Origin of the sequence: Flavobacterium sp. 245 (genome assembly GCF_004362055.1) — a bacterium.
Taxonomy (GTDB): domain Bacteria; phylum Bacteroidota; class Bacteroidia; order Flavobacteriales; family Flavobacteriaceae; genus Flavobacterium.
In genome coordinates, this window is record NZ_SNXB01000003.1 from 36,092 (window position 1) to 51,582 (window position 15,491).

General features: G+C 36.0%; 9 protein-coding genes. All 9 read left to right on the plus strand.

From position 1 onward, the window contains the following. Positions 1-192 precede the first annotated feature (192 nt). The 9 genes from EV145_RS06260 (at position 193) to cysK (ending at position 15,431) form a co-directional block, all read left to right on the plus strand. Positions 193-3,324, plus strand: coding sequence for a SusC/RagA family TonB-linked outer membrane protein (locus tag EV145_RS06260; protein WP_133524370.1), 3,132 nt, complete (start codon positions 193-195; stop codon positions 3,322-3,324). Between the two features lie 16 nt (positions 3,325-3,340). Then, positions 3,341-4,813 (plus strand): RagB/SusD family nutrient uptake outer membrane protein, encoded by a 1,473-nt coding sequence (locus EV145_RS06265; protein ID WP_133524371.1) that lies wholly within the window; start codon positions 3,341-3,343, stop codon positions 4,811-4,813. Between the two features lie 29 nt (positions 4,814-4,842). Then, the gene (locus tag EV145_RS06270; RefSeq protein WP_133524372.1) at positions 4,843-6,774 is read left to right on the plus strand and encodes an arylsulfatase; all 1,932 of its coding nucleotides are present in this window, start codon (positions 4,843-4,845) and stop codon (positions 6,772-6,774) included. A gap of 355 nt (positions 6,775-7,129) precedes the next feature. After that, on the plus strand, positions 7,130-8,191 hold the full coding sequence (locus tag EV145_RS06275) for a sterol desaturase family protein (protein ID WP_133524373.1): 1,062 nt from the start codon (positions 7,130-7,132) through the stop codon (positions 8,189-8,191). Between the two features lie 75 nt (positions 8,192-8,266). Next, on the plus strand, positions 8,267-8,983 hold the full coding sequence (locus tag EV145_RS06280) for a thioredoxin domain-containing protein (RefSeq protein ID WP_133524374.1): 717 nt from the start codon (positions 8,267-8,269) through the stop codon (positions 8,981-8,983). 156 nt (positions 8,984-9,139) lie between these two features. Continuing rightward, positions 9,140-10,756, plus strand: a complete 1,617-nt coding sequence (locus tag EV145_RS06285) for a sulfatase-like hydrolase/transferase (RefSeq protein WP_133524375.1) — start codon at positions 9,140-9,142, stop codon at positions 10,754-10,756. Between the two features lie 186 nt (positions 10,757-10,942). Continuing rightward, the gene (locus tag EV145_RS06290; protein WP_133524376.1) at positions 10,943-12,205 is read left to right on the plus strand and encodes a YeiH family protein; all 1,263 of its coding nucleotides are present in this window, start codon (positions 10,943-10,945) and stop codon (positions 12,203-12,205) included. Between the two features lie 623 nt (positions 12,206-12,828). Beyond that, a complete protein-coding gene (locus EV145_RS06295) occupies positions 12,829-14,484 on the plus strand; it encodes an arylsulfatase (RefSeq protein ID WP_133524377.1) in 1,656 nt (551 codons plus the stop codon). Positions 14,485-14,519: 35 nt separating this feature from the next. After that, positions 14,520-15,431, plus strand: coding sequence for a cysteine synthase A (gene cysK, locus EV145_RS06300; protein WP_133524378.1), 912 nt, complete (start codon positions 14,520-14,522; stop codon positions 15,429-15,431). The last annotated feature ends 60 nt before the right edge of the window (positions 15,432-15,491 follow it).

The following is a 15,491-nucleotide window of genomic DNA, read 5'->3' on the forward strand; positions in this document are numbered from 1 at the left end:
AATAATTAACAACTAAAAAAAACTAAAATGAAAAAGATGCAAACCTGTTGCTGTAAATAAAAAAAGCCATTTCTGCGGCAACAGAAATGGCGAGGCTTAAAGAACATTTATCACTAAATCAAGGAAACAATTAGAGGGTTGAAAATTCAACGCTCAGGGCGCCTTGTTAATTACTTAAACCATTACAAAGAAATGAAAAAAATTTTAAAGATATACTCAATATTATTTCTCTTGCTGCTGACGGCAGGACTTAATGCCCAGAATACGACCCCGCTTATTCAGTCAAAGCTTGATGGAACTGTTGTCGATGACATTACAAATCAGCCAATTATTGGTGCTTCAGTAACCATTAAAGGAACCACGCACGGCGTTATAACAGATGCTGAGGGAAAATTTTATTTTCAAACAGGCCAAAAATTACCCTATACTTTAATTGTAAGCTATATAGGTTACAAAAAACTGGAAATAGTGGTAGATAAAAATCCAGTTACCATTCACTTAAAAGAAGAGCGTCAGGAATTAGACGAGCTTGTAGTTGTTGGGTACGGATCACAAAAGAGAAAAGACATTACAGGCTCAGTTGCTTCAGTTCCAAAAGCCAATTTATCTCAAGTAACTTCATCTGCAGATAATTTGCTTCGCGGTGCGATTCCTGGTGTGGTAGTTACACAAAGTTCAGGACGTCCAGGAGCTTCATCAAGCGTACGTATTCGAGGAGGAAACTCCATTACAGCTGGTAATGAACCGCTTTATGTATTAGATGGCGTTTTAATTTATAACGACAATAATAATAGTACCGCAGGTGTAGCATATGCAGGAGCAACGGTGAATGTGCTTTCGACAATTAATCCAGCTGATATCGAATCCATTGAAGTTTTGAAAGATGCGTCGGCAACTGCAATTTATGGATCTAGAGGTGCAAATGGAGTCGTTATTATTACAACCAAAAAAGGAACAAAAGGTCAAGACAATATTTCATATCAAGGTTATTTTGGGTTTCAAAATGTTTCAAAAAAACTGCATTTAATGAATGCCAGCCAATGGGCGAGCTTACGTAACGATGTTCAGGCAAGTATTGGGCAGGCACCATCTTTTACTGCTGCTCAAATTGAAGCATTCAAAACTTCAGGGAGCTATGATTGGCAAGATGCTGTTTTTAGAACTGCAGCTCCAATACAAAATCACCAATTGACTTTTTCTGGTGGTGATGAACGTTCGAGATATACTGTTTCTGCAGGCTATTTTGATCAGGACGGAATTGTAATTGCAACTGATTTTAAACGTATTTCGCTTCGTGCTAATTACGAAAGAAATTATTCGCAGAATTTCAAATTTGGCGTAAATGCCAATTATACCAATTCGACCTCAAACGGTGTTGGAACAAATGGCGGTGCAGCTGCCGGAAGACAACCAAATCCATTAGTAGTGGCTTTGTATCAGCCTCCGGTTGTACCAATTAAAAACCCTGACGGAAGTTATAATTTAACTAATAATCCTTACGCAACTGCAACTAATGGTATCATTCCAAATCCGATTAATGATTTGGAAAACACTACAAATGAAACCAAAATCAACAGAATTTTAACCAGCTTATTTGGTGAATATAAAATAACAAAACAGCTTACGGCTAAAGTTGCAGTTAGTGGCGATGTAATTGATACTAAACAAAATTATTATGCACCAGCCACCACTACTACTGGAGCCGGAGTCAAAGGTTTAGCTTCTGTTGGTGACCGCAGAGTAAGTTCGGTTTTAAATGAAAACACATTGAATTACAATACTAATTTTGGCGACAATCATAAATTCTCAGCTTTAGGAGGTTATACCCTTCAATACACAAAAGGAGAGGTTGTAAATGCTGGAGCGCAGACTTTTGTAAATGATGCCAATACTTATAATGCTCTGCAAGATGGTGTTCCGGTAAAACCTTACAGTGATGCATTCGAAAGTGTTTTAAAATCTTGGCTAGCCAGAGTAAACTATTCTTATAAAGGAAAATACAACTTTACGCTTTCAGGCCGTGCCGATGGATCTTCAAGATTTGGATCAGAATCACTTTGGGGATATTTCCCATCAGCTGGATTTTCTTGGAATATTACAGATGAAGAATTTGCAAACAACATTAAAGGCGTAACCGAAGCTAAACTTAGACTTACAGCAGGAACAACAGGAAACCAAGAAATTGGAAACTACCTTTCACTTGCTTCAATGGGTTCTGTAAATTATGCTTTTGGAGGCACTTTAGCAACAGGACTTGCTCCTACTCGATTAGCTAATCCAGATTTGAGATGGGAAAAAACAAATCAATATAATGTTGGTTTAGACTTATCATTATTAGACAGAAAAATCAATTTTGTTTTTGATGTTTATTACAAAAAAACAAAAGATTTGTTAATCAATGTTCCTGTTCCATTGACTTCTGGATATGCAACTGTACTGCAAAACATTGGTGGTGTTGAAAATAAAGGTCTTGAAATTGGTTTGATCACTGAAAACATCAAAACAGAAAATTTCTCATGGAATTCTAACTTCGTTTTCTCTACAAATAAAAATAAAGTAACGGCGATAGGAAATGGTGTAGATCAATTTTTCCCAGTTGTGCCAAATGGTTCATTATTGCAGCAACAACCTGTAATCGTAAAAGTTGGATTGCCTTTAGGAACTTTCTGGGGATACAGAACAAACGGAATATTCCAGACTCAGGAAGAAGTAAATACACAGCCTAAAATCAACAGTTTAGCAAACACAAAAGTGGGTGACAGAAGATATGTTGATACAAACGGAGATGGCGTAATTACAGCGCTTGATAAAGGAAACTTAGGTACTTCTCAGCCAAAATTTGTGGGAAGTTTCAGCAACACAATTTCGTATCATGATTTTGACTTGAATTTCTCTTTCCAAGGTGCTTCTGGCGGAAAAATATTCAATGCGCTGAATCAGCAATTAGAGATTTCAACACTTGGAACAAATGCTAATGTGACGCTAGATGATCGTTGGACACCAACAAATCCAAGCAATGAAATTCCTAGAGCTACAAGTTCACCTTTAGGAATAGTATCAGAACGTTATGTTGAAGATGCTTCTTTCTTACGATTAAAATTGATTACGCTGGGTTATACATTACCAAAAAGCACTTCTCAAAAACTGGGAGTAAAAAGCGTGAAATTCTATGTTTCTGCAGAAAACTTAATTACATGGACAAAATACACTGGCTATGATCCAGAAGTAAGTTCATACGAACAAAACAACTTATATCCGGGAATTGATTTTGGTTCTTATCCAAACTCTAAAACATTCATCTCGGGCTTGAACGTAACTTTCTAAGTAAAAAAAATATAAAATGAAAAAGATTATTATAACATTCCTATTAAGTGCCGGTTTACTTGTATCGTGCACAGATTTAGAGGTAACACCAACCTCTTTTGTAACCGAAGATAATTACTTTAAAACTCAAGATGATGCTATCGCAAGTGTAACAGCAGTTTATGCTTCGCTAAGTTTAGATCCGGGAGAACAGAGTTTATTTGGAAGAAATTTATACTTTCTGACAGATATGGCCACTGATTATGCTGCGGCTGGAGTTTCAGCAACAAATCCACAAGTTAGAGCTTTGAGCAGTTTAACGCATGATGCTACTTCAGATCGTGTTCAGGTTGCCTGGAGACAAATTTATGCAGGAATCAACAGAGCTAATGTTTCTATTGATAATGTTCCAAAAGTTGCCGGAACAGAAGCCGTTAAAAACAGATTGATCCTTGAAGCAAAATTTATCCGCGGATTACTTTACTTTCAGGCAGTTCGTCTTTGGGGAGGTGTTCCAATTGTTTTGCACGAGCCAACTTCTATTCAGTTAGAAAGCTTAAAATCAAAAAGAGCAACGGTTGACGAAGTTTACGCACAGATTATTTCAGATTTAAAAGATGCTGAAAGCCTGCCAGCGACACATCCGGCAACTGATGCTGGGCGCGCAACATCGGGCGCGGCAAAAGCAATTTTGGCAAAAGTGTATCTAACAAGAAAAGATTGGCCAAACGCCATTACAAAAGCTAAAGAGGTTATCAATGGCGGATACGGTTATGCTTTGTTTGAAAGTTTTCAAGATATTTTTACCAAAACAAAAAAGAACGGAAAAGAACATATTTTCTCTGTACAGTTTGAGCCAAACCAAGCCGGAAACGGATCAAGCGGAAGTACTTTTCAAGCGACTTCATTTACAGGATTTACTGCTACCGAGCCAGCAGATATCATTTCAGATGTAGCGTTGTTTTATGACATTTATGCTGTAGGAGATACTAGAAGAGATGTGAGTTATGCTAAAACATTGCCAATTCCTGGTACTGCAAACATTTACACTTTCCCAAAGCCAATTTTCAAAAAATATTTGGATTTGACCAATTTGGCTACTCCGGCAAATGTAGCAATCAACTTTCCGGTTATTCGCTATGCCGACATTTTATTGTCTTTGGCGGAAGCCATAAATGAGCAAGGAGGGCCAACTGCTGAAGCATATGAATTGATCAACCAAGTCCGCAGAAGAGCTTTTGCAAAACCAATTACAACGCCAGATGCATCAGTTGATTTAACAGGATTAACTCAGGCCACTTTTAGAGCAGCAATTCAGGAAGAACGCAAAAAAGAGTTTGTTCAGGAAGGGCAAAGATGGTTTGATCTTGTTCGCTGGGGAACTTTGGTTACAGAGGTAAAAAAAGTAACGGCTAAAAACTCAGTTTCAGAAAGAAATAATCTGTATCCAATTCCACAAAGTGAAAGAAACATCGATCCTGTAGGTCTGCCTCAGAATCCTGGATATTAATTATAACCTTAACTAATAAACTATAAAAAATGAAAAATTTAAATTTTAATACTGCTTTCAAAAGTCCTAAAAAAGGGCTTTTGATTACAGCGCTCCTGGTTGCACAATTAGGGACAGCACAAGATAAACCTGAGGAATTTAAAGGTGTTATTGGTAAAACTTTAGCCGATTCTAAAGAATATTGGCCAGAGCCAGTAAAATCTCCTAAAGGTGCACCAAACGTTATTTGGATATTATTAGATGACGTAGGATTTGGAGCTTCAAGCGCTTTTGGAGGTTTAATCAGTACACCCACTTTTGATCAGTTAGCGAATAATGGTTTACGTTATACTAACTTCCATACAACGGCAATTTGCGCCCCAACTCGTGCGGCTTTATTGACTGGAAGAAATTCAGGAAGAGTGCACGTAAGCGGATTTTCACACACTATTTTATCTGCAGGTTTCCCTGGCTGGGACGGAAGAATTCCTTCTGATAAAGGAACAATTGCAGAGATTTTACGTGAAAACGGTTATAACACTTTTGCTGTTGGAAAATATGGTGTAACTCCGGATGAAGATGCTACAGATGCTGGTCCATTTGACAGATGGCCAACCGGAAAAGGTTTTGATCATTTCTACGGATTCTTAGGATCGCAAACAGATCAGTACAATCCTGATTTAGTTGAAGATCAAGTTCATATTACGCCAGACGGACGCCACTTGAATGAATTGATTACAGATAAAGCAATAAGCTACATTCAAAAACAACAAAAAGCGGCTCCAGGAAAACCATTTTTCTTGTACTATGCACCGGGCGCAGCACATGCACCTCATCAAGTTGCTACAAAATGGAGCGATCCTTATAGAGGAAAATTTGATAAAGGCTGGGATGCTTACCGCGAAGAAGTACTTGCGAACCAAAAGAAATTGGGCGTAATTCCTGCTAATGCTGTTTTGCCAGAACGTAATCCGTTAATTACTGATTGGAAAAAACTTTCTCCAGATCAGAAAAAAGTTTACGCTAGATTCATGGAAGTTTACGCTGGTTTCCTAACATACACCGATTATGAAGTTGGAAGAGTTGTAAACTATTTAAAAGAAACGAATCAACTTGACAACACGGTAATTTTTGTTGCAATTGGCGATAACGGAGCAAGTAAAGAAGGAACTACTGAAGGAACAATCAACCAAAGTTTGTTTTCTCAAGGCGTATCTGACGATGAAAATCTAAAGAAAAACTTAGCTAATATTGACGAAATTGGTACAGCAAAAGGTTTAAACACAAACTATCCTTTAGGTTGGGCACAGGCAACAAACGTTCCTTTTAAAAACTGGAAACAAGATGCACAGTCTGAAGGTGGAACGCATAACCCTCTGATTGTTTTTTATCCAAACGGAATTAAAGACAAAGGCGGTATCAGAAATCAATACAGCCATGTAATCGATTTACTTCCAACAACTTTAGATATTGCAGGAGTTAAAGCACCAGAATATATTAAAGGTATTAAACAGGATATTATTCAGGGATCATCTTTATATGCTTCTTTGGATAACGCTAAAGCGGAATCATTGCACAAAGTTCAATACTACTACATTTTTGGAAACAGAGCAATCTACAAAGACGGTTGGAAAGCCGGAGCAGCACATGCAAACCCATTTACTGCAGTAAAAACTGCCGGTAATCAAGCACCTGCACCAAGTAATTTTGATGCTGATGTTTGGGAATTATACAACTTAAACGAAGATTTTAACGAGCGTAATAATTTAGCAGCGAAATATCCTGAAAAATTAGCCGAACTTAAAAAACTGTTTGATGAACAAGCTAAAGAAAATAACGTTTATCCGTTAATTGACTGGCAGGATGTAATAACTAGAAAAATACATAATACAGGTCCTGATAAAAGCAAAAGTCTTCAGGATTTAATTAAACAAGTGACAAAACCTGGAGAAGGCACAACTGCTGCTGGAAGTAGTCATTAATATAGTGATTTTCCAAACCTGCAAGGTTTTAGAAACCTTGCAGGTTTCTCTATCATAAAACAACGAAACTTTTTATGATTTAGATGCTGTCAAAATCACAATAAATAATTAAAAGCCAACAATTAAAACACTACTAATTCTATAGAATTAAAAGTTTTTAAATTAAATTTACACTTTATAACATTTTGATTTTCAATAATACACAATAAAAAAATAAAAATAAGAAATCATGAAACGAGTAGACTATGAAATTATAGGAAAAAAAATCATCGTGGGTGCGATTGTTTTTTTAATTCCGCTAGTCATATTGGCGGGAGGTTTAGCATTAATTAATCAATTTTTAAAATAAGAAATCATGGCAATAGTACAAAGAGAAAAACTGACAAGAGATTTACTAATAAGTCTTTTTATATATTCTTTGCCTGTAGTGGCAATTTTCCTTTACTTTAAATTAAGCAACAATTTGGTAAGCGAATCGCACATTTCATTACCTGCTTTTTTAGAATTTTCAAAACCCGCTTTTGAGCACATCCGTACTTGGGGATTAACTGTTTTTATGCTCGTTTTAGGCGTAATCGAATTTACTGCCGGTTTATACGATGACGAATGGACTGGTCAGGAACGTAAAATTGATATCATTTGTTTCTTAGCTCCAAAATTGCTTTTGCCTCCCGTAATTGCTTTTTTCAGCTTGACTGCTTTACCTTATTTGATCCCGAATTTGGCCAACACACTTTCGTGGGTTCCTTTCTGGGGAGGATTTTTCTTGATCGCAATTGCTGATGATTTGACGCAATATTGGTATCATAGATTGCATCACCAAGTTCCGTTTTTATGGCGTTTTCACAGAACTCATCACTCGGCTCCTTACATGGGAATGGCGATGGCTTCAAGACAAAACTTTATTTATACGATTTTCTTTTCTCAAATTTATTTGACTGCAACGCTAACATATTTAGGTTTAGGTCTACCGGCTTTGTTTGTTTTGGTAATCAAAAGTTTCATCACTTTGGGCGCGCATTCAAGTATTGCATGGGACAAGCCTTTTTATAAATACAGAGTATTGCACCCAATTGCATGGGTTTTAGAACGCTTGATTTCTACTCCTGCAACGCACCATGCACATCACGCTGATACAAGCGGTGACGGAGTTGGACACTTCAAAGGAAACTTCGGAAACATGTTTTTCATTTGGGATGTAATCTTCGGAACAGGTTTAATCACACGTAAATTCCCAGAATCATACGGAACAAAATCATACAAACAAGAAGAATGGTACGCACAATTTTTGTGGCCAATATTCAAATCTAAAAAAGAAGGAAGCCCTCTTGCTGATGGCGTATTATCACTTCCGTTAAAAGCTAAAACAGAAATTATTGAGCCGAGTCCGGTTTATTACGAACAGGCTCAATCTTAAAAACACAAACTTCAATCTGGCAGTATCATCCCAATTAAATCTAGATATACTGCCAGTTTTTTATATCTACAAATCATGAAAAATAAAATATTTAAAAACAGCATTTCAACATTTCTATTGCTTTTTACAATCATTGGTTTTTCACAAACTAAAAGCGCGAACACGGTTTCATTAGATGTTTTTTACAGCAAAATTCAAGCTGAAAAAAATCCGCAGATAATTGATGCCAGAGGAGCAGAAGAATTTGCTTTAAATCATCTTTTGGGCGCAGTAAATTTTAATTTAGAATCGAAAGATTATGCACAGCAAATTGCAAAACTAGACAAATCAAAACCGGTTTTTACCTATTCTATCGGTGCAGGACGAAGTGTTTGGCTGGCAGATGATTTACTAAAAAAAGGCTTCAAACAAGCCTATAGTTTAGAAGGCGGTATTGCCAACTGGATTGGAAGCGGAAAACCTTTTTTTGCAAATTCCAAAAGCAAATTAAGCTTGGCGGAATACAACAAAATTATTTCTGATAATAAGACGGTTTTAGTTGATATTGGATCGGTTTACTGTGGTGCCTGCAAAAAAGTTAAACCAGTCTTGGAAACTATAAAAGCACAATACGGAAGTAATTTGAAAATAGTTGAAATTGATTTGGAAGACAATACACAAGTCATTGCAGATCTAAAAACAATAAAAGTTTTTCCAACTTTAATTCTATATCAAAATGGAAAAATTATTCTCAAAAAAGAAGGTTTTGAAAATTTGAAAAATGACGTTGATTTGGCTTTGGCTTCGAAATGATAATTAATTTCCGCAAGAAGATTTAACCACATTTTTGGCATTTCGTCGGAGGAGACTCGAGCGATAGCGACAAATAATACGTACACAAAATGAGAAAGAAGCACTGCTGTGCGTCTCTACAATAAAACCATTTGTCTAAAAACAACTTACCAAAATATGGCAAACTATAAAAAAATAAAAAAGATCGTTATCCCCATTTTAATCATACTCTTTTTATTAGCAGTATTTCTTTTCTGGCCAATAAACACAGACGGAACATTAATAAAACCAGATGAAAAACTAACCCAAGGAAAAGCAACATTTTTAGCACAAAAAGATACTTCAACTTCCGAAAAAAAACCAAATATCATTATTCTGCTTGCTGATGATCTTGGCAAATATGATATTTCATTATACGGAGGAAAAGCCGTTCCAACACCTCAGATTGATTCGTTAGCGGCTTCAGGAGTTACTTTTACAGATGGTTACGTTTCAGCTTCCATTTGTTCGCCGTCGCGCGCCGGTTTGCTTACAGGACGTTATCAAGAACGTTTTGGTCACGAATATCAGCCCGGAGACCGTTATCCAAAAAATAACCTGGAATATTATGCTTTCAAATATTTAATCAATACCAATAATTGGCGATTAAACGCAAAAATTAATTACCCAAATGAAGCCTCTATAGCTACACAAGGTTTACCGAAATCTGAAATTACTTTTGCCGATTTAGCGAAAAAACAAGGTTACAGCACGGCAATTATTGGCAAATGGCATCTGGGTCATAACAAAGGTTTTTTTCCTCTAGACCGTGGTTTCGATTATCATTATGGTTTTTATCAGGCGTTTTCGCTTTATACTCCAGAAGATGATAATCCGGATATCATCAACCACCATCATAAAGATTTTACCGATAAAATGATATGGGGAAATGGCCGTGTGGGAATTGGACAAATTCGCCGAGATACTACTATTATTCATGATAAAGCATATTTAACCGAAACATTTGCTGATGAAGCAGAAGCTTTTATCGACAAGAACAAAAACAAACCATTTTTGCTTTACGTTCCGTTTAATGCACCGCATACGCCATTTCAGGTTCGTAAAAAATACTACGATCGTTTTCCGAATGTAAAAGACGAAAACAAACGTGTGTATTACGCAATGATCAGCGCTCTTGATGATGCAATTGGAAGAATCAGAGCGAAAGTTAAAAAAGAAGGTTTAGAAGAAAATACTTTAATCATTTTTGCCAGCGACAATGGTGGTGCCGATTATACTTTTGCAACAACAAATGCCCCTTTAAAAGGCGGTAAATTTTCACATTTTGAAGGCGGTATAAATGTTCCGTTTGCACTTTCGTGGAAAGGAAAAATAAAACCACATACTGTTTATAAAACGCCTGTAAGTTCTCTTGATATTTTTAGTACAATTGCATCAGTAACGCATTCAGGTTTACCAAAAGACCGCGTTTATGATGGCGTTGATTTGATTGACGTGGTAAATAATAACAAAGAAGCACATAAAGATTTGTACTGGCGTTCTGGCGATGCAAAAGCTATTAGAAGTGGCAACTGGAAGTTAATTGTAAGCGGCAAAACACACGAAACCTGGCTTTATGATTTAGCTAAAGACAAATCTGAAACTACGGATCTTGCTTCAAAAAATCCTGAAAAAGTGAAAGAACTTCAAATTGCTTTACAAAATTGGGAAAAAGGATTGATTAAGCCGCTTTGGCCTAATTTGACTTATTATGAATTCGATTTTGGAAAACAAAAATACTTTGTGGATTTGTAATTATTTAAAACCATTCACATATCCTAACAGGTTTCAGAAACCTGTTAGGTATTTATTCGAAAGTCTTTCCTGTAAAATAGAAAATTTATTGATCAAAAAAATCAATCACACAACTGTTGTGATTTTAGCAATCTACAATTCATACCTAACAGGTTTTAAAAACCTGTTAGAATAACAAAATAATAAATGTCAACTCAAACTAAACAATTTAATATTCACGAAGATTGGACTGTCGTAATTCTCGGCTTCCTAATCATCGGAATTTCACTTTTTATTTTTCTTCCTGAAGTTCCCGTTTTCAGTTGGTCAAACGGAACTGATCTAACAACTAAAGTATTTGATTTCACAAACCTAAAAACTCTTCTAATTCAATTTTTATATCTGATTTCTATCGGAACGTTAGGCGCTTTTTTGATTGGAAAATCTGTTAAATATTTCCTGCTGACTTTTCCGATATTGTATATCTTAACCTTGATTGCGCTAATTCTAGCAGGAAATTCGGCTATAAAAACCATCAATTTAGAAGCAGTTATTTTCAGTTTGATTATTGGTTTAGCAATTGGGAATTTTATAAAACTTCCTGAATGGTTTCGTTCAGCGCTTTCTACAGAAGTCTTTGTCAAAATCGGATTGGTTTTATTAGGTACCAGTGTAATTTTTTCTGATATTTTAAAGGCAGGTTCATTAGGCTTAATTCAGGCTTTGGTTGTTGTTTTGTCTGTCTGGTATTTTGCCTTTTGGCTTTGCCGAAAATTAAAAGTCGATGACGAGTTAACCATGATGATTTCAAGTGCCGTTTCAATTTGTGGCGTTTCTGCAGCAATTGCAACTTCGGGCGCTATTAAAGGTGATTCTAAAAAACTGTCTTATGTAATTTCTATCGTTTTGGTAACTGCTATTCCCATGATGATTTTTATGCCCATAATTGCTAAATATTTCAACTTTCCCGAAGAAGTCACTGGTGCATGGTTAGGTGGCAGTATCGACACTTCGGGAGCAGTTGTGGCTTCTGGAAGCTTGGTTGGCGAAACGGCTTTAAAAATTAGTACGATTGTAAAATTCTCACAGAATGTTTTACTTGGTTTGGCCGCTTTTGCAATATCTGTTTATTGGACTTATACGCATAATAAATCGGCAGAAGCTGTAGAATCAAAACCAACTTTGAGTGTAATTTGGGAACGTTTTCCAAAATTTGTAATTGGTTTTATTCTGGCCTCTCTCCTATTTTCCTTTTTTATTACTTCAGAAGTTCGAGATTCGTTAAAAGACAGTTTGAAAAATTTGCAGGGAATTTGGTTTGCCTTAGCTTTTACAAGTATTGGTTTAGAAACTAATTTTAAAGATCTCCTTGCTAATAATAGCCGTAAACCCTTATATGCCTTTTTAATTGCACAATTATTCAATGTTATTGTTACGTTGATTATTGCGTTTTTCCTTTTCGGGAAGTAGCGGGCGAGCAATTATCACGCAAAGTCGCAAAAACGCAAAGTTTATGCGCAATATTGTCATTTCGACGGAGGAGACTCGAAATGACCAACTTTGTGGTTCCCAAACTTTGACAAAGTTCTTCCTAATTCTTTTTTTTGCCACGAATTTCGCCAATTTTCACAAATTTAATTCGTGTTAATTCGTGAAATTCGTGGCAAATCATTTCTTTCTCACTTCTTCTTTCAAAAAAAAATCAAGATTAATTTGGATTTTACAATATTAAATATAACTTTGTCTATAGAATTAGTAGAGTTTAATATTTAAAACTTACATTTTGAAAACAGCAATAAATAAATCGTCTTTCCTCATTTCTAAAAATAACACCTATAACAACTTCTGTTATATGTGTAGCTGTTGTTAATTCTTACCTTCGTTTGTCATGATTTTACTTCATTTAAAATCAGAACAAAAGCCACTTTTACTCCAATTTCACCCACAATATATTATGCAGTTCGCTTTAAACGAAGCTGTGCCATAATGTTATACCTTTATAAAAAGACATTTCTGCGGCAACAGAAATAACCCAAGTAAAGAACATTTATCACTTACAAAACAAAAAAACAACAAACAAAAAGCATTTTAAAATGAACAATAAAATAACCTCAATAATATTTTCTGCCTTAATAACCGGAGCTGTCAGTTTTAGCAAAATAAATGCACAGAAAGCGGCAAAACCAAATATCATTCTGATTATGGTAGATGACATGGGATATTCTGATTTAGGAAACTATGGTTCAGAAATTAAAACTCCCAATTTAGATAAACTAGCTAATGAAGGTTTGCGTTTGCGCGAATTTTATAACAACTCTATTTGTGCGCCAACGAGAGCTTCTCTCCTAACTGGTCAATATCAGCACAAAGCCGGCGTTGGTTTTTTTGATGTTAATTTGGGCTTGCCTGCTTATCAAGGCTATTTGAACAAAGAATCTTTGACTCTAGGAGAAGTTTTCCGTTCTGGAGGCTACAGTACAATTTTATCAGGAAAATGGCATGTTGGTTCTGAAGATCAGGCGCAATGGCCAAACCAAAGAGGTTTTGATAAATTTTACGGCATCTTAAAAGGTGCCTCAAATTATTTTGACACCAAACCTCTACCTTTCGGAAAAACGCCTTATCCGGTAAAATTAATCCGCAATAATGAAGAACTGCATCCAAAAGATGATTCTTATTATTTCACAGATGAAATTGGCAATAACGCTGTGACTTTTTTAGACGAGCAAAACAAAGAAAATAAACCGTTCTTTTTGTATTTAGCTTTTACAGCACCACATTGGCCTTTGCAAGCAAAACCTGTAGATATTGCAAAATACAGAGGAAAATTTGACGAAGGCTGGGATATTTTAAGAGAAAAAAGAATCGAAAAACTAAAAGCCAGTGGCATTTTACCAGCCAATCAAACTATTTCATCGAGAGATCCAGAAGTTCCAGAATGGAGTAAACTGACTTATGACGAAAAACAGTTTTGGAAAGCAAAAATGGAAGTTTATGCCGCAATGGTTGACAACATGGATCAGAATGTGGGGAAAGTTTTAGATAAATTAAAAGCGCTTAAAAAAGATAAAAACACATTAATTATTTTCATTTCTGACAATGGCGCTCAAGGCGGATTTAATACTTACAATCCGTTAGGGAGAGGTTTGGTTCGAAATGACGGTCCAGTTGGAACCTCGGGATCATTTGATTATCAGGAACAAAACTGGGCGTATTTATCAAATACTCCGTTGCAGCAATATAAAAACAATCTGCACGAAGGTGGTTTCAGTTCCCCCTTTATAGCGTGGTTTCCGTCAAAAATAAAAGCCGGAAGAATTGATAAAGGAACTGGACATATTATTGATCTTGCTCCTACTTTTTATGAATTGGCCGGAATTGAATATCCTAAAAATTATAATAACATAAATACGAATCCGCTTCCTGGGAAAAGTTTGCTTCCTGTTTTATTTGATAATATTTCAGAAGTTAACCGTGGCGAACCGCTTTTCTGGGAAAGAGCCGGAAATAGAGCTGTGCGTGATGGAAAATGGAAATTAGTTTCGATTTACCCATCGTACGAATGGGAACTATATAATTTGGAAACAGACCGCGGTGAAACTACCAATGTGGCACAGCAAAATCCGGGAATTGTAAACAAACTTTCGGCATCTTATTTTGAATGGGCAGATCGAACTGGCGTTGTAGAATACAGCAAATTCAAATTAAAACCAGAGGTAATGCCGGGTGGTGCATCTCTAAAGAAATAAATAATTACTCCATTTTATAAAAAATATCAAAACCAATGAAATATCAAAACATTTTAGAAACCATAGGAAACACTCCTCACATTCGATTAAATAAACTTTTTAAATCACATGAGGTGTGGATTAAATTGGAAAAAGCAAATCCAGGTTCCAGTATTAAAGACCGAATCGCTCTTGCAATGATTGAAGATGCAGAACGAAAAGGACTTATTAATGAAGAAACTATTATTATAGAACCTACATCTGGAAACACCGGAATTGGGCTTTCATTGGTTGCTGCAGTAAAAGGGTATAAAGTTATCGTTGTAATGCCCGAATCGATGAGTATCGAGCGCCGAAGAATTTTGAATGCTTATGGCGCCGAATATGTTTTGACACCAAGAGAAAAAGGAACTTCGGGAGCGGTTGAAAGAGCAAAAGAACTGGCATCGACGATTAAAAACTCATTTCTTCCGTCGCAGTTTACCAACAAAGCAAATGTTGAAATTCACGAAAAAACAACAGCTCTAGAAATTTTAGCCGATTTTCCGGATGGAATCGATTATTTAATTACGGGAGTTGGAACCGGAGGGCATATTACCGGTGTTTCAAAAATATTAAAACAGCATTTCCCGAATCTGCAGACTTATGCTGTTGAGCCGGCCTTGTCGCCAGTTTTGAGCGGTGGATTACCTTCTCCGCATCCGTTTCAGGGAATTGGAGCTGGTTTTATTCCAGAAGTTTTTAATCGGGAATATGTGGATCAGATTTTAACGGTTGATAAAAACGAATCGTACAATTTCACAAAAAAAATAGCCAAAGAAGAAGGAATTTTTGCCGGAATATCTACTGGAGCCGCACTTGCCGCACTTTCACGAAAACTAAAAGATATTCCGGAAAATGCTGTAATTCTGACTTTTAATTATGATACAGGGGAAAGATATTTATCTGTAGATGAGCTATTTGATTAAAATTATGAATAACTTTAAGCAAGCAAAAAATAATTTACAAACCTATTAAAATACCAGAAA